This is a genomic window from Erwinia persicina NBRC 102418, from assembly GCF_001571305.1.
Classification (GTDB): Bacteria; Pseudomonadota; Gammaproteobacteria; order Enterobacterales; family Enterobacteriaceae; genus Erwinia; species Erwinia persicina.
Genome location: NZ_BCTN01000003.1, coordinates 191,344 through 207,629, shown reverse-complemented (window position 1 = coordinate 207,629; position 16,286 = coordinate 191,344). Strand labels below are relative to the sequence as shown.

Annotated in this window: 11 protein-coding genes; 3 read left to right on the top strand and 8 right to left on the bottom strand. The window is 56.7% G+C overall.

Annotation, left to right across the window (positions count from 1 at the left end; genetic code table 11):
* Positions 1-3: 3 nt before the first annotated feature.
* Positions 4-741, bottom strand: coding sequence for a flagellar brake protein (locus EPE01S_RS05590; protein ID WP_062743606.1), 738 nt, complete (start codon positions 739-741; stop codon positions 4-6).
* A 200-nt stretch (positions 742-941) separates the two neighbouring features.
* Here EPE01S_RS05590 and EPE01S_RS05585 point away from each other — a divergent pair, with 200 nt between their 5' ends.
* Positions 942-1,190 carry a GlsB/YeaQ/YmgE family stress response membrane protein gene (locus EPE01S_RS05585; protein ID WP_049851133.1) on the top strand — a complete coding sequence of 83 codons (249 nt, stop codon included), beginning with the start codon at positions 942-944 and terminating at the stop codon, positions 1,188-1,190.
* Positions 1,191-1,248: 58 nt separating this feature from the next.
* On the opposite strand, the gene treA is transcribed toward EPE01S_RS05585, so the two are convergent.
* The 4 genes from treA to EPE01S_RS05565 all read right to left on the bottom strand — a co-directional run bounded on the left by treA (position 1,249) and on the right by EPE01S_RS05565 (position 7,017).
* Positions 1,249-2,931 (bottom strand): alpha,alpha-trehalase TreA, encoded by a 1,683-nt coding sequence (treA, locus tag EPE01S_RS05580; protein ID WP_062743605.1) that lies wholly within the window; start codon positions 2,929-2,931, stop codon positions 1,249-1,251.
* 196 nt (positions 2,932-3,127) lie between these two features.
* Positions 3,128-4,057, bottom strand: a complete 930-nt coding sequence (gene argC, locus EPE01S_RS05575; RefSeq protein WP_062743604.1) for an N-acetyl-gamma-glutamyl-phosphate reductase — start codon at positions 4,055-4,057, stop codon at positions 3,128-3,130.
* Positions 4,058-4,168: 111 nt separating this feature from the next.
* Complete coding sequence (locus EPE01S_RS05570; RefSeq protein ID WP_062743603.1) at positions 4,169-4,894, bottom strand: DUF3142 domain-containing protein; 726 nt, start codon at positions 4,892-4,894, stop codon at positions 4,169-4,171.
* Positions 4,864-7,017, bottom strand: coding sequence for a PA5441 family protein (locus tag EPE01S_RS05565; RefSeq protein ID WP_084344161.1), 2,154 nt, complete (start codon positions 7,015-7,017; stop codon positions 4,864-4,866). Before EPE01S_RS05565 ends, EPE01S_RS05570 begins: the two co-directional genes overlap by 31 nt.
* Before the next feature lie 166 nt (positions 7,018-7,183).
* On the opposite strand from EPE01S_RS05565, the gene EPE01S_RS05560 reads away from it, so the two are divergent.
* Positions 7,184-7,648 (top strand): DUF805 domain-containing protein, encoded by a 465-nt coding sequence (locus EPE01S_RS05560; RefSeq protein ID WP_062743601.1) that lies wholly within the window; start codon positions 7,184-7,186, stop codon positions 7,646-7,648.
* 55 nt (positions 7,649-7,703) lie between these two features.
* Here the strand turns inward: EPE01S_RS05560 and EPE01S_RS05555 are convergent, their stop codons facing one another.
* The 3 genes from EPE01S_RS05555 to EPE01S_RS05545 all read right to left on the bottom strand — a co-directional run bounded on the left by EPE01S_RS05555 (position 7,704) and on the right by EPE01S_RS05545 (position 12,830).
* A complete protein-coding gene (locus tag EPE01S_RS05555) occupies positions 7,704-9,281 on the bottom strand; it encodes a methyl-accepting chemotaxis protein (protein WP_062743600.1) in 1,578 nt (525 codons plus the stop codon).
* A 208-nt stretch (positions 9,282-9,489) separates the two neighbouring features.
* Complete coding sequence (gene fumA / locus EPE01S_RS05550; protein WP_062743599.1) at positions 9,490-11,136, bottom strand: class I fumarate hydratase FumA; 1,647 nt, start codon at positions 11,134-11,136, stop codon at positions 9,490-9,492.
* 182 nt (positions 11,137-11,318) lie between these two features.
* A complete protein-coding gene (locus EPE01S_RS05545) occupies positions 11,319-12,830 on the bottom strand; it encodes a DASS family sodium-coupled anion symporter (protein ID WP_062743598.1) in 1,512 nt (503 codons plus the stop codon).
* A gap of 595 nt (positions 12,831-13,425) precedes the next feature.
* On the opposite strand from EPE01S_RS05545, the gene EPE01S_RS05540 reads away from it, so the two are divergent.
* The gene (locus EPE01S_RS05540; protein WP_062743597.1) at positions 13,426-16,203 is read left to right on the top strand and encodes a flavocytochrome c; all 2,778 of its coding nucleotides are present in this window, start codon (positions 13,426-13,428) and stop codon (positions 16,201-16,203) included.
* The last annotated feature ends 83 nt before the right edge of the window (positions 16,204-16,286 follow it).

Below are 16,286 nucleotides of genomic sequence, written 5' to 3'. Positions count from 1 at the left end.
TATTTACTGGAAACGGTTGGCTTTATCGCGCGCCAGCCGTTCCAGCGAAAAGATCACCTGCTGTAACGCCCGCTCCTGTGCTGCATTCAGCGACAGGAAGCGAAAGCTCAGACGGGGGGTGACAATCGTTTCACTTTTACTGCCCACCACGCTGCGTTTACCGATGGTGATCAGCTGCGCATCCACTTCAAAACGGCCATAGTCCCCCATCTCAACGCGCAGTTTTTTGATGCTGTCACCGGTTTTCAGTGTCTCCGGCAGCGCGCTGTCCGAAAGGACGCCCACGCCGCCCAGAGATACGTCCTGCAGGCGCAGCCGGCCTTCACCGGAGCCGTCAGGCCAGGGAATATGGCAGTAAAACACCGGATTGAGCGGGGCGTTTACGCGAAAGAATTCGCGGCGCTGGATCATCCAGAGCAGTTCCGGCAGGTCGGCAGAAAAAGCCGGCAGCCCGTCATGCTCAACCGTCCCCAGCCTGTGCAGCGCAAATTCGACCTTGGCACCCCGGGTTTCAGCCGTGATGTGCAGGTTATCAGCCTCTCTGGCCAGCTGATTGTCATAGTCATTGCTGCCGAAATCGAGCACCATGCTTTCTTTGTCGGCATACAGCAGTCGCGTGATAAACTGGCCACGCGCGTGGGACACCATCACCGGCGTCTGGTTTTCCAGAAGATCCCGCAGGACGGCCAGTACGGCCAGCGGCCCACGTTTCAGATACTGCTCTTTGTCGTCCTCTTTCACATCCAGCTCCAGTCGAATACCACATCATGCGCGTTAGCGGCCCTGTAACGGTTATCGGCACCGGTATCGCGCCCTTTACAATTATCTTACGAAAGTTGTTAAGAAAGTTTAGATTTAAATCACAGACTTAGAAACCTCGCCTATACTTAGTGCGTTTTATTAGGTGAAGCGTTAAATCAGAAGATATTAAGGAGTCAGAAATGGGTATTCTTTCATGGATCATCTTTGGTCTTATCGCCGGTATTATCGCCAAGTGGATCATGCCGGGTAAAGATGGCGGCGGCTTCATTATCACCGTCGTGCTTGGGGTGGTGGGTGCCGTTGTCGGTGGCTGGATTAGCACCTTGTTCGGCTTCGGCAGGGTAGACGGGTTTAACTTCGGCAGCTTCGTTGTCGCGGTGGTCGGTGCCATTGTGGTGCTGTGGATCTACCGTAAAGTGCGGAGCTAAAGCCGCCTGTTTAAAAAGGGAGGCTGCGGCCTCCCTTTTTTGTTGCGTATAACCGGTGTTATTTCGCCGGTCTGGCGGCGCTGATATCGCCGACGTTATTACAGGTCGTGTCCTTCGGACAGTAGAGATCCATCAGTTTCAGTGTGACGCCGTTGGTCCAGCCAAAGCCATCCTGCAGCGGATATTCACCGCCGCCACCGCCGCCCAATCCTTTCCCTTCGACCACATATTTCTCCACCAGCTTATGCTCTTTATCATAGGTGGCCTGCACGTTTTGCAGGAAGCGCATGCCAATCTCTTTTGCCAGATCCTGTTTGCCGTAGTGGTTCAGCCCTTCGACAGCGGCCCACTGCAGGGGAGCCCAGCCGTTAGGTGCATCCCACTGCTGTCCGTTGTTCACCGTGGTCGTCACCAGTCCTCCTTCCTTCAGCAGCTGTGCCTTCACTGCCGTAGCGGTGCGGTTGGCATGATCGTCAGTGGCTGCCTGGAGATAGAGCGGGAACAGCGCAGCGGCCGTCAGCTGCGGACGGACCTGGGCTTTCTGCCAGTCATAGTCGGCGTACCAGCCCTGTTTTTCATCCCACAGATAGCGGTTAATCGCCTCCTGACGCTGCTCGGCGCGCCCGGTCAGCCGTTTGCTGGCGTCCTCATTTTTCGCCACCTGATAAGCGTGAGCCAGAGTTTTTTCCAGATGGAACATCAGGGCATTGAGGTCAACCGGTACGATGCGCGTGGTGTGAATCGTGGCCAGATCGCCCGGCTTGTCGAACCAGCGCGAGCTGAAATCCCAGCCCGAGGCGGCCCCGGAACGCAGGTCACGGTACAGCCCGGCTTTGTCGCGATCCGGCGCTTTCCCCGCGGTAGCGATATCATCCATATAAGATTCGGTACGCGGTACGTCGCGCGCATCCCAGTAGCGGTTGAGCAGGGTGCCATCCTTCAGCTTAACAATCCGCTTACTGGCTGAACCGGGAGCTAACGACGGACTGTCTGCATCGGCCATCCAGTAGTTGTACTCTTTCTCCAACTGAGGCAGATACTTGCTGTAAACGGCTTCGCCGTCGTGCTTCGCCAGCAGATCGACCATCATACTGAAGAACGGCGGCTGAGAACGGCTGAGGTAATAGCTACGGTTGCCGTTAGGGATATGGCCGTATTTATCCAGCTCCGAGGCGAAGTTGTCGACCATATCCTGCACGCGATCCCAGTGCCCGCTCTCCGCCAGCCCCAGCATGGTGAAATAACTGTCCCAGTAATAGACTTCGCGGAAGCGGCCGCCCGGCACCACATAGGGTTTTGGCAGCGGCAGCAGCGAGTCCCACTGATTCGCCTGGCTGGCCGACCGTGTCAGCACCGGCCACAGGCCGTTAATGTGTGCCCGCAGGCTCTGCCCGGACGGAGGAACATATTTTTCGCCAGCCGCGGGCAGGGTGAAGTTGGTTTCAACAAAGCGCTTCAGATTGAAGTTGCGCTGCTGTTTCTGCATCTGCCAGTCGCTGAGAATAGCGGTTGGATCCTGCTTAGGCACGGCGTCGGCAAACGTTTTCTGGTCGGGATACAACTTCGCTGCCTGTACCGCGTGGAACAACGGCCCCAGGCGCACATCAGGCGGCTGGGGATTGCTACTCAGCATCCGCTGGCTCTCTTCTGCCTGCAGCGAGAAACTGGCCGCCAGCGCTGCAGTCAGTAATAAGGGCGTAAACAGGCGGGTGTTCCATTGACGTTGTTCGACTCTTCTCATTGGCCATTCTCCATGTCCAGACCGTGCTTGATCTGTAAGTAGTTGAGCAGATTAAAACTTTAGTCGATTTTGACGAAATGATCAGGAAGCGGAGGGATAAAATGTGAGTCAGGTAAGGATTTTAGCGCGATGGAGGGTTCTGGTAACAGGGATCCGGGGAAGCGACGGGGGCGGCATGCGCCCCCGTTGAGTGACCTTACAGGTTAACGCAGAGATCTTCTGGCAGACCGAGCATCAGGTTCAGGTTCTGTACCGCCGCGCCGGACGCACCTTTACCCAGATTATCCAGCCTGGCGACCAGAATACTCTGACACTGCTGCGCATGGCTGAAGACGAACAGTTCCATATTATTGGTATTGTTCAGCGCTTCCGGCAGCAGATACGGCGATGTCTCCTCATCCAGGTGATTCAGCGCGTGCACCTGAATAAATGGCTGACCGGCATAGAAGCTGGCCAGCGCCTGCTGGAAAGCCGCGCCGTCGCTGTTATTCACCGGGATAAAGACCAGCATCCCCTGGGCATAATCACCCACCGCTGGCTGGAAGATAGGTCTGCTGGTCAGCCCTCCCCAGGCCTGAATCTCTTTCAGGTGTTTATGATCAAACCCCAGACCGTAGGCGGCGAAGCCGGTACCAGTCTGCTGGTATTTTTCGATCATCGCTTTACCGCCGCCGCTGTAGCCGGACACGGCATTGATCGCCAGCGGCTGATCGGCCTTAAGCAGACCGCACTGCGTGAGCGGGGCCAGCAGGGCAATGGCCCCGGTAGCATAGCAACCCGGATTGGAAACATGGCTGGCCGCACGGATTTTTTCACGCTGGCCGGCAGCCAGTTCCGGCAGGCCATAAACCCAGCCTGCGTCAACGCGGTGGGCGGAGCTGGCATCCAGTACGCGCGCACCTACAGCATCGGCCAGCGCGACAGCGTCACGCGCAGCCGCATCGGGCAGGCAAAGAATACTGACATCAGCCTGTTTCATCAGCGCCTGACGGGCGCCAGCCTCTTTGCGCTGCGCCTCATCAATGTGCAGCATTTCAATCCGGGGATGACGGGCTAACCGCTGCTGGATCTGCAAGCCGGTGGTGCCCGCCTGACCGTCGATAAACACGCGATATTTCTGACTCATTACAGCCCTTTGCCTTGAATAAGTGAAAAAACAGTAGTATCAGAGTATGCGGGAAGGAGGCCGTGAGAACAATAAAAAATGACTGATTATCTGATTAATTTGCATAAAAAGTCATTTGTCGGAATTGAGTAAAAAGATCACGCTGCCGCGATACCACGGCGAGGCCAGCAGGCGCTGCTCATCCTGCTGATTCCATTGGCCGTGCTGTACCAGTCCCAGGCGAAAGGGGATGCGCAGGCCATCCAGCGCCGGAAGATAGTCCGCATAACGGCTGACCGTCTGACGTCCCTGATAGCTCTGGATCACCAGCTCATCCACCGGCAGTGCATTCAGCGTGGCGACGTTGCCGGTTTTTGCCCAGTCGAGCAGCCCGGTCACCCCCAGAGAGAACTCTGGCGGCAGGACTTTTCTCAGCCGCTGCAGAAACAGGCTGTACTGATCCAGACGGTGGGTGGCTGCATCAAAGTCAATCTGCACCCCGGCCACGTGATTACCGGCCTGCTGCCAGCGCCGCGCCAGCTGAACCGTGCGCTCCAGCATGGCGTCCGGCACCGCCAGCGTTTCCATACGCACGGTGATCCATATCTGTGGAAAGGTTAAACGGCTGACCGGCAGACCCATACGGATAAACACTGCCTGACCCTGCCGGGAGATCACCTCGCCCTGATGCAGATAGACAGTGCGCGCAGTGCGCAGCTCAGGGCCCGGCCGGACGCCGGACCACAGCCAGAATGCCTGAGCGTCGCTGACGATAACCTGCTGCGTGGCCCTGACCGGCAGAGCGGACAGCAGTGCCAGCGCCAGGCTTACCAGTAATACTTGAGCTTTGTGGCCCACGTGCTTCCCGGATACTGTTTTTTCAGCTGCGTAAACCAGCGCTGACGCTGGGACTTATCGACTTCTGCACCGCCGCAGTCGCTGTAGCCCGACGGGGCGTAGCACATCACGGCGCGGTACAGCGCGTAGCTTTTATCTTCCGGCTCCGCTTTGCTGTTGCCAATCACCTGCTGGTAGTAGTGCTGACGGTCCGGTCGTCCGGGCCGTTTGCCTTCCGTCACCGTCGTATCCAGCGTGCCGTTACCGCCGCTGTCGGCCGCGAGACTGACCGCAACACCGGTGGTACGGAAGAACTCGCTCAGACAGTTCAGCGCATGGCTGTTGTCACGCTGACTGGCCAACTGAGTAACGACCGTCTGCAGCGACGGGCAGGCATAGCCTTTTTCAGTCTTTTCCCCGCTCCAGTCGAAGGCGCTGAGCTGCACATCGTCAAAGGCTGCGGTCACCAACGGCGTGGTGATATGCCCGGCCAGCGTCCGGTCCTGCAGCCAGTCGTTGTAGCGCGCTTCGGTAAGATCCCGCACCAGCAGGGTGTGCAGGGCGATGGTGCGTTCTTCATCATTGGGCCCCGTGCTGGCCTGCTGACGCAGCAGAGCGGGGGTAGCCCGGGTCTTCAGCACCAGCGAACGGTAACGCAGGTTTGTTACCTGACTGTCCGCGGCGAAGATTTTTGCTGTTTCATCGCCAGAAACCAGCGCGGCGGCCAGCCGTGCCTGCAGAAACTGCTGCTGTTCTGCATCCTGACTCAGGGTTAACAGATGTGACCAGTGGTCACGGGCAGCCGGCCACTGCTGGCGGGCCATCAGTGCATCGCCGTACAGGACCTGTTCGCTGAATGTCAGGATATCGTGCGCGGGCAGGGTGTCTGCCGGTTTAATTGCGGCGATCACGGCCGGGTAGTCGCCCTGACGGAATGCCTGCATCCGGGTCAGATAGTGCCACAGCGGCAGCCGGCCGGCCTGGTCGAAAATCGGCTTAATGCTCTCAAGATAAGCCGCGTCGACGCAGGGCTGGCGTGACGGGCAGTCTTGACTGCGCATCAGACGCAGCGTCTGAGTAAAGGTCAGCAGCGGAGCGCCGGTGGCGCTGGTGAATATCGCATCACCGCTTTGATCTTTGCTTTGCAGCTTCAGATCGTTTTCGGCGATCAGCGCGATAACGTCATCCGTGCGGGTGGCCTGCGTCAGGGAGTGCTCATATTGTTTTGCCAGCGAGTCCCAGTCTTCCAGATACCAGTTAATACGGCGCATCATCCCCTCTGCCGAGGCCACATACTGGCCTTTTGGCCAGGCTGTCAGATAGGCACGGGCCGCAGTCATCGCAGTGGCTGCGACCTGTTTGTCGATTTTTTTAACGTCGAACTCGCCATATTCACCGTTGGCGTTCTGACTACTCTGATTCAACGCCGTGCGCATCAGCATATAGCTGGCCGTTTCCGCAACCCAGGGCTGTGTGGATTTTTCCAGTGAGGTGAATGCCTGTCCGGCGGCCGGATAGTCACCCTGATAGAAGAAGCTGGCGGCCAGCAGGTAGTCGCGGAAGGCCTGAGCCGCAGAACCTTCAGGACCGGGCAGCGCTGCTGTCTGCTGGCGGTATTCGGCACTGTCGGACAGTGACATGCGGGCAGTGGCCAGCGCCTTACGCTGTTCTGCGTCCAGCGTGGTATCGGCCAGCAGCGCAGCGAAAAACTGGGAAACGGTGCTCAGCGTGTAAGAGACAAAACGATTTTCCTCTTCGCCTGGCGCCATCGGCGTGACCTTAAGAATGTTGTCGTTAAGACCCAGCGCGGCAATCTGCGTTAGCAGCGTCGCAGAGAGGGGATTGTCCATGACCGCCGGACTGGTGGGGGCAGTCGTCGCCTCGTCATGGTAGCCAAAATAGAACGAACGGCTACGCGTCATGTCCTGTGGCACCGGCTGTGCCAGCAGAGAGGGCGGCATCTTTTCACTCACCAGGCGCAACAGATTGTCACGGGTGTCATTGGTCACGTCCAGCACCGGCGGGCTGACGATAAAACAGTCGCTGCTGCCCCACTGGCAGCTCTGAATATCCGAAGACGCGAACGCCTGAGCGCTGACGGTCAGTGACGCCAGGACGGTGAGGGCAATCCTTGATTTACGCATAATCCTTTCCGGTAGGTAATGGAGCGTTGATGAGCCCGCGAATAGTAAGCCGAAAGCAGATCACGCTTCAATGGCTTTGCCGTCGTTAATCGTCTGCTGCAGGATGACGCGACAGGCGTTATCCCGCTATGATGCCGGTAAAATTAAAGAGTTCAGGGGAACAGGCATGACGGTATGGCAGTGTTACCTGCGCGGCTGGAAAGGGTATGTCAACTTTCAGGGGCGGGCGGGCAGAAAGGAATTCTGGGTATTTCTTGGCATTAATATCCTGGTGTCGCTGCTACTGGGCGTGCTGGTGATGTCTCTGCTGGCGCTGGCCGGTTCGCGTGCCGCGATGTTTTATGGCTCAATGGCGCAGTCGCTGTTCTCCCTGCTGTTTCTGCTGCCGTTTATCGCCGTCGGTATTCGCCGCATGCACGATATCAACCGGTCGGGCTGGTGGTTCGGTGCCATCTTCATTACCTCCGGCCTGTTTAAGCTGCTGACGGCGATCCTGCGCGGTTTCGCCACGCCGGAAACCTTTATCTACGGACAGATGGTGCTGTCGGTGCTGCTCGGCTGGGTGCCGCTGGTGATCATGATTGTTCTCTGCTGCAAAAAAAGCGTCGTGCCGGAACCTGCTCAGGCCTGAGCCGCTGACCTGCCCGACGGTGTACTGACGCCAGCGGGCAGGCTTCTGTTGGTGGTTACACTTCGCGAAGCTTAAAGACCCGCACCATCTCCAGCAGCTGTTCTGCCTGCCGCTGCATGGCCTGAGCCGCTGCTGCCGACGCCTGAGACAGCGTGGCGTTCTGCTGGGTGGCAGCATCCATCTGCACCACCGCGACATTCACCTGGTCAATCCCGCTGCTCTGCTCGCCGCTGGCCATCGAGATGGTTTCCACCAGCTGGCTGACGCGCTGCACGCTGCTGACGATCTCTTCCATGGCGCTGCCTGCTACCTTCACCAGCGAATTTCCCGCATTGATGCGCGTCACAGAGCGATCGATCAGCGTGCCGATCTCTTTTGCCGCCGTGGCAGAACGGTGTGCCAGCGCCCGGACTTCGGCCGCCACCACAGCAAAACCCCGTCCCTCGCTGCCGGCGCGTGCAGCTTCGACCGCCGCGTTGAGCGCCAGGATATTGGTCTGGAAGGCGATGCTGTCGATGACCCCGATAATATTGCTGATTTCGGTAGAGAACTGGTGGATCTCACTCATGGTCTGAACCACCTGTTCAACCACTTCACCGCCCTGGCTGGCGACGGCGCAGGCTTCAATGGAGATATCGCTGGCGATGCGCGAATTTTCTGCGTTATTTTTTACCACCGAAGTCAGTTCTTCCATCGAGGCTGCTGTCTGCACAATCGCGCTGGCCTGGGCTTCATTGCGGGTGGACAGCTCGCGGCTGCCGGTGGCGATCTCAGCGGAGGCCGAGGCAATGGTCTCCGTTCCGGCACGAACGCCGGAGACAATGCGCGTCAGATTGCCGTTCATGTCGTGCAGGGCATGCATCAGCCCGGCCGTTTCATCACGACCGCTGACTACAATAGTCGTCTGCAAATCGCCGGATGCCACGGCGCGGGCGACAGAAACCGCCTGAGCCAGCGGGCGGGTAATACTGCGGATCAACCACCAGGTGATCAGCGTCCCGGCCAGCAGCGTCAGGCCCATTGCCAGCAGCAGCATCAGGCGGGTTTGCTGGTACTGGTGCAGGTTGCGCGCTTCACTCTGCTGACGCAGCAGCATTGCCTGCTTCAGCGTGGTGCTGACCACTTCATCAATCATCCGGGTGGGTTCACGATCGATGCCCGTCACCAGACGGTCGACACGGTGGGCGCTGCCGCTGTCCCGCAGGTCATACTGCTGCAGAGCGGAAAGATAGTGCGCTTCCAGTGCGGCATGCAGTGTCCGTGTTTTCAGCACCTCCGCATTACTCAGGCCGATTTGTGGCAGCATGCTGCTCAGTTGAGTGAGCAGGCGCTGGGTGTTCTGACTGCGGGCGATAAAGGCCGTGCGATACTGATCGAATTTTTCCTGACCCTGAGTGCCACGCAGCAGGGTATTTTTCCACTCCTGAACCTGGATTTTAAACTGTACCTGCGCGTTGCGTGCGGTATCGATACTCTCTGCGATGGTCGCTTCCGTGGCCAAAATATGTTGATTCTGTCTCAGTCCATCAGCGTTGATCATCAGACCACGCAGGCCGGTAAACAGGGTGGCCAGCAGTAAGATAGCCGCCAGCAGGCTCAGTCGCTGTCCGATGGAGAGGTGATTCAGTTTCATAGCGTCAGGATTTCCCGGTTAAAAAAATCAATAAGGTCACATACGCCAGTGGTATCGACCCAATCGGCAGTGACTTTAATCGGCAGGAAAGGGGAAAACGAAGAGAGTAGCGACTAACAGGTTGATCTGTAAAAGGAAGGGGGGTTTATGACGTTTTCGTGACAATGGCATCCCCTCCGCAGCGGGAGGGGAATACCGGGTTACGCGATTATTTTACGCACTTATCGCATTGGTTTTGCTGGATCTGCTGGAAGAAGTCGTTGCCTTTATCATCGACCAGAATAAAGGCCGGGAAGTTCTCCACTTCGATCTTCCAGATGGCTTCCATCCCCAGTTCAGGGTACTCAATGCACTCCAGACTCTTGATGCTCTGCTGCGCCAGCACGGCAGCCGGGCCGCCAATGCTGCCGAGGTAGAAACCGCCGTGCTTGTGGCAGGCATCTGTAACCTGCTGGCTGCGGTTGCCTTTTGCCAGCATGATCATGCTGCCGCCGTTGGCCTGCAACTGGTCAACGTAAGAGTCCATACGTCCGGCGGTTGTCGGGCCGAGAGAGCCGGACGCATACCCTTCAGGCGTTTTGGCCGGGCCGGCGTAGTAGACCGGGTGATCCTTGATGTACTGCGGCAGGCCGTCACCGCTGTCAATGCGCTCTTTCAGTTTGGCATGGGCAATATCGCGGCCAACGATAATGGTGCCACTCAGCGACAGGCGGGTCGACACCGGGTATGCCGACAGTTGGGCAAGGATTGCCTTCATGGGACGATTCAGGTCAACCTGCACCACATCGCCTTCACCCTGCTGGCGCAGTTCAACCGGAATGTACTGGCCCGGATTCTCTTCCAGTTTCTCAATCCAGATCCCGTCGCGGTTGATCTTCGCTTTGATATTACGGTCAGCGGAGCAGGAGACGGCCATCGCCAGCGGACAGGATGCGCCGTGACGCGGCAGGCGGATCACGCGGATATCATGGGCAAAGTATTTGCCGCCGAACTGCGCTCCGAGGCCCAGCTGCTGTGCAGCCAGCAGCAGTTCCTGTTCCAGCTGAACGTCGCGGAACGCCTGACCGTGTTCATTACCCTCGGTCGGCAGCTCGTCATAATAGTGCGTGGAGGCCAGCTTGACGGTTTTCAGCGTGCTGTCAGCCGAGGTGCCGCCGATGACAAAGGCAATATGGTACGGTGGACAGGCGGCCGTGCCGAGGCTGCGCATTTTTTCAGTCAGGTAATCTTTCAGTTTACCCGGGGTGAGCAGCGCTTTGGTTTCCTGATACAGGTAAGTTTTGTTGGCTGAACCGCCGCCTTTTGCCATGCACAGGAATTTATACTCATCGCCGTCAACGCTGTAGAGGTCGATCTGCGCGGGCAGGTTGGTGCCGGTATTGACCTCTTTGTACATATCCAGCGGGGCATTTTGCGAATAGCGCAGGTTATCTTCTGTATAGGTGTTGTACACGCCCTGGGCCAGGGCGGCTTCATCGCCGCCGCCGGTCCAGACACGCTGGCCTTTTTTACCCATGATTATCGCGGTGCCGGTGTCCTGGCAGGTCGGCAGAATGCCTTTGGCGGCGATTTCAGAGTTCCTCAGGAACTGCAGGGCGACATACTTATCATTTTCACTGGCCTCGGGATCGGCAAGGATCGCTGCCACCTGACGCTGGTGGGCAGGGCGCAGCATAAATGAGGCGTCATGGAAGGCCTGCTGTGCCAGCAGCGTCAGCGCCTGTGGCTCGACCTTGAGGATTTCCTGTCCTTCGAATTCGGTCACGGAAACGTGGTCGCGGGTCAGCAGGTAGTATTCGGTATCCTCTTTGGCAAGAGGGAACGGGGTCTGATAATGGAAAGGTTTTTTCGACATTGTGCTCTCACTTAATGATGTGCTGCCATCCTTCTCTGACGCGGAGGCCCGGCAACATTAATGGCGATATCTGTTTTATTTTTTTGTCCTGCCGGCCCGGGCTCGGATCGGCAGGTCAGGAATGGTATAACATTGTTGCAACATCTGCATGCCTGAGTGCGAAATTAACCGTTAAGTCCGCATCAGAACATCATCACCATCCACGGATAGCCAATCAGCATCAGTGCGCAGAGGAAGATAGCACCGAAGATGGTGCCCAGACGCCAGTAGTCTTTGGTGGGCAGGTAGCCGCTACCGTAGTAAATCGGGCTTGGGCCGGTACCGTAAGGGGTGATAATGCCCATCACACCCAGTGAGGTACACATCATCAGGCAGAATACCGGCATATTAATGCCCGGAATTGATGCCGCGATGGTCAGCATGGCCGGCAGTAGCGCGGTGGTATGTGCTGTGGTACTGGCGAACAGGTAGTGCAGCAGGAAGAAGGCAATCATCAGCACGACGGCTGAAACCTGTGGATCATAGCCCTGCAGCAGCATTCCCCCTTCTTTACCCAGCCAGGCAATAAAGCCGACGCGAGCCAGGCCGTCTGCCAGCGCTACCAGAGTGGCAAACCAGGCAAAGGTGTTCCAGGCCGGTTTGTTGCTGGTAATGTCGTTCCAGTTGAGGACGCCGGTCCACAGCATCAGCACCACCACCAGCAGGGCAGCCATGGCCGGTTCAATCCATGCGGTAGCGAAGATCCACATCAGCAGGGCCGAGACCACGAACACCAGCAGCAGGATTTCATTACGGGACAGCTTACCCAGTTTTTCCAGTTCACTGATGGCCCAGCGCGGCACTTCATCGTTGAATTTCACTTCCGGTGGATAGAGCCAGTAGGCCAGCAGCGGCATGGTCAGCAGCAATATCAGACCCAGCGGCAGGAAGGCGAGGAACCACATACCCCAGGAGATATCGAAGCCCACAACGCTTTTCACCAGAGCCAGGGCCAGCAGGTTTGGGGCCAGCGCGGAAAGGAACATGGAGCTGGTGATACAGGCTGCGGTGATGGCCACCCACATCAGGTAAGAACCAATCTTACGGGCACTGGGGTCATTAGGTTTTGAACCGTACAGCGGCGGCAGGTTGGCAATAATCGGGTAGATAGTGCCTCCGCTGCGCGCGGTATTGGACGGAGTGAAAGGGGCCAGCAGCAGGTCCGCGAAGGTAATAGCGTAACCCAGGGTCAGGCTGCGGCGACCCAGGTATTTCACCAGAATCAGCGCCAGACGACGGCCAAACTGCGTTTTGTCGTAGCCCGCAGCGAACATAAAGGCCCCGAAGATCAGCCAGACGGTAGAGTTACCAAACCCGCTCACCGCCCATTTAAAGGCCTGAGCTGCCGTTTTGAATTTCGGATCGGCCAGTTCAGCCGGGCTGAACAGCAGCCACTGACTGAACAGCGCGATCACCACCACGCCGGTGAGGCCGATAACTGCCCCCGGCAGTGGTTCAAAGATCAAACCGACAATGACCCCAACGAAGATGGCGAAGAAGTGCCACGCGTGAGGTTCCAGGCCTTGCGGAACTGGCACCAGCAGCAGCAGTACCGCCACCAGAACCGGCAGGAACAACATAAGCAGGCGTTTTTTTTGCGCCGCGGGGGCAGGAGGGGCCTTTGCGGGTTCACTTACTATCGATGTCTGTTTCATAGTTTTTGTCTGCAAGTTAATAAGAATGCGTTAAGTATCCCGGTGCGTTATAGCGGTTTTTTTTTACTTTCTTTTCTGTTTATTGCGCTTTTTTACCGTGATACCTGAATCTTTTTTCGCCTGTCCCTGCCAGGGGACGTCATTATTTATCGGCTTGATATAAATATAATGCGACTTCCTTAAATATAGACTTTGATCTAGATCAAGAAAAATTAAAGGACCCTTTTATTTTTAACAAATGCGTTTGAATTAGTATAAGCGAAGTTCACTTTAACCGCTCATTATGCCTGATAAGGGCATTTTTATTTCCAGTAAAAGAGGTGTTTTGACTTGCAAGTGACTGAATTTAATGTTTTTTATTTTATTGTAAACCATAAGTTGATTTTTTGTTCTTGTTAGTTAACAATTAATGAAAGTATTTATATCATTTTAAGGTAATAAAAAGCAATTGTTTATTCAAAAGTTAAATAATTAAAGTTATCGCTTATATAGCTAAAGAAATTGCTATATTAACGCCATGACATCGGACCATTCATATAAATAATAAATAGCTGTCCGCAACAGAATTCAGAACTTTTAATTTGGAGTCCACCTTATGAATACGTTAACCCCTATTCTCAATCCGCTGACTTTGCCTAACGGCGCAGTGTTGAAAAACCGTCTGCTGATGGCACCGATGACCACCTGTACCGGTTTTTATGATGGTACCGTCACCAGTGAACTGGTTGAATATTACCGCGATCGTGCGGGCAGCATTGGTACGGTGATCGTTGAGTGCTGCTTCATCGATCCGAAAGGCCCGGCCTTCCCCGGAGCTATCGCTATCGACAGCGATAACAAAATCCCGGGTCTCGCCAAAATTGCTCACGCTATCAAGACCGAAGGCTCTAAGGCCATCCTGCAAATCTACCACGGTGGCCGTATGGTCGAGCCGGAACTGATTGGGGGGCGCACCCCGGTCGCACCGAGTGCCATTGCCGCTCCGCGAGAAGGGGCGACCACGCCACAGGCGCTGACAGCCGAAGAAGTGGAAGTGATGATCACCAAGTTTGGTGACGCCGTAAACCGGGCGATTAAAGCCGGTTTTGATGGCGTGGAGATCCACGGCGCTAACACCTATCTGATCCAGCAGTTCTACTCTCCGAACTCTAACCAGCGCGACGATAAATGGGGCGGCAGCCGCGATAATCGTGCCCGCTTCCCGCTGGAAGTGCTGGAGATCACCCATAAGATGGTGGAACGTTTCGCCGATTCGTCCTTTATCATCGGCTACCGCTTCTCCCCGGAAGAGATTGAAGTCCCGGGCATCCGCTTTGACGATACGCTGTACCTGCTGGAAAAACTGGCCGCACGCGGACTGGATTACGTTCACTTCTCGGTGGGGCAGCTGCTGCGTTCCTCCATTGTCGATCGTGAAGATCCGACCCCGCTGATCACCAAATACCTCGCCGCGCGTTCAGCAACCCTGGCCAGAGTGCCGGTGATTGGCGTGGGTGGGGTGGTGAATAAAGCCGATGCCGAGATGGCGCTGGAGTCCGGTTATGATCTGGTGGCGATCGGTAAAGCCTGTATCGCCTACCCGGACTGGGCAGACCGCATCATTAAAAACGATCATCTGGAGCTGTTTATCGACAGCACCCAGCGTGAAGCGCTGAATATTCCTGAACCGCTGTGGCGTTTCTCGCTGGTTGACGCCATGATCCGCGATGTCAGCACCAGCGGCCGCAAATATAAAGCAGGTGTGTATCAGGAGAAAGTGGAAGCCGAAGCGCTGAAGCTGAAAATCAACGTCACGCTGGATACCGACCGTATTACCGACATCTCGCTGATCCCTGACGACAGCCTTGACGTTGACTTTACCACCACCTTTGAAAGCCTGCGTACCCGTATGCTGGTGGCCAACAGTCCCCATGTGGACGCGGTAACCGGTGCGACCACCCAGAGTGAGGCGCTGAAAAAAGCCGTTTCCCGTGCGATGACTACCTCCAGCAAGGAGCACGTGATCGAAGAGGGCGGTAATCCGCAGGCTCCGCAGAATTACGATGTGGTTGTGGTCGGCAGCGGCGGTGGCGGTCTGGCCGCGGCGATCGAGGCGAGTGATGCCGGGGCGCATGTGGTGATTATCGAGAAGATGCCGACCATCGGCGGGAACACCATTAAGGCTTCCGTCGGTATGAATGCCGCAGAAACCCGCTTCCAGAAACTGAAAGGCATTGAAGACAGCAAAGAGCTGTTCTATGACGAGACGCTGAAAGGCGGCAAGTTTAAAAACAACCCGGAACTGCTGCGTGAATTCGTTAACCTGGCCCCGGAAGCCATTGAGTGGCTGGCGGGCAACGGTATCGAACTCAACGATATCACCATCACCGGCGGCATGAGCATTGACCGTACGCACCGTCCTGCAGACCGTTCAGCCGTCGGCGGCTTCCTGATCAGCGGACTGGTGAAGAACATTAACCAGCGCAATATTGAAGTGCTGCTGGAAACCTCTGTCGCTGAAATTCTGATGGAGAATGGGGCGGTCAGCGGTGTGAGAGTGGTGGATGAGTATAATGACACCCGTATCCTCAATGCGAAAAGCGTGATCGTCGCCACCGGGGGCTTCAGCGCCAACCGCGAAATGGTGGTGAAATACCGTCCTGAGCTGGACGGCTTTGTGACCACCAACCATAAAGGTGCCACCGGCAGCGGGATTGCCATGCTGCAGAACATCGGCGCGGATACCGTTGATATGGGTGAAATTCAGATCCATCCGACCGTGGAGCAGACCACCTCATACCTGATTTCCGAATCGATTCGCGGCGGCGGTGCCATCCTGGTCAGCCAGGCTGGTCACCGTTTCTACAACGAAATGGAAACCCGCGACAAAGTGTCTGCTGAGATTATTGCCCTGCCAGAGAAGAGCGCCTGGATTATCTTCGACGATCAGGTTCGCAGCAATAACAAAGCGGCCGATGAGTATATCGCCAAAGGCTTCGTGATCAGCGCACCCACACCGCACGAGCTGGCGGTGAAACTGAATATGGATCAGGAAACACTGCAAACCACGCTGGGCCGCTACAACGGCTTTGTGGCGCAGCAGAAGGATGAAGATTTTGGCCGTACCACTGCCCTGCGCCATCCGCTGAATAAAGGACCGTACTACGCCATCCGCATCGCCCCGGGCGTTCACCACACCATGGGCGGCGTGACCATCAACACCGATACATCGGTGCTGGATGCGCAGAAAAAGGTGATCCCCGGGGCCTGGGCGGCAGGGGAAGTGGCCGGCGGTATTCACGGTGCTAACCGCATCGGTGGAAATGCCGTAGCCGATATCATCATCTTCGGTACCCTGGCCGGCCGTAACGCTGCGGCTTACGCCCGGCGCTAACGGTCACGAGGTATGAACGGGCTGACCGGAAAAACGTCAGCCCGGCACAGACCCGGCCAGTCGGCCTCTTCCACCCCGGGCGA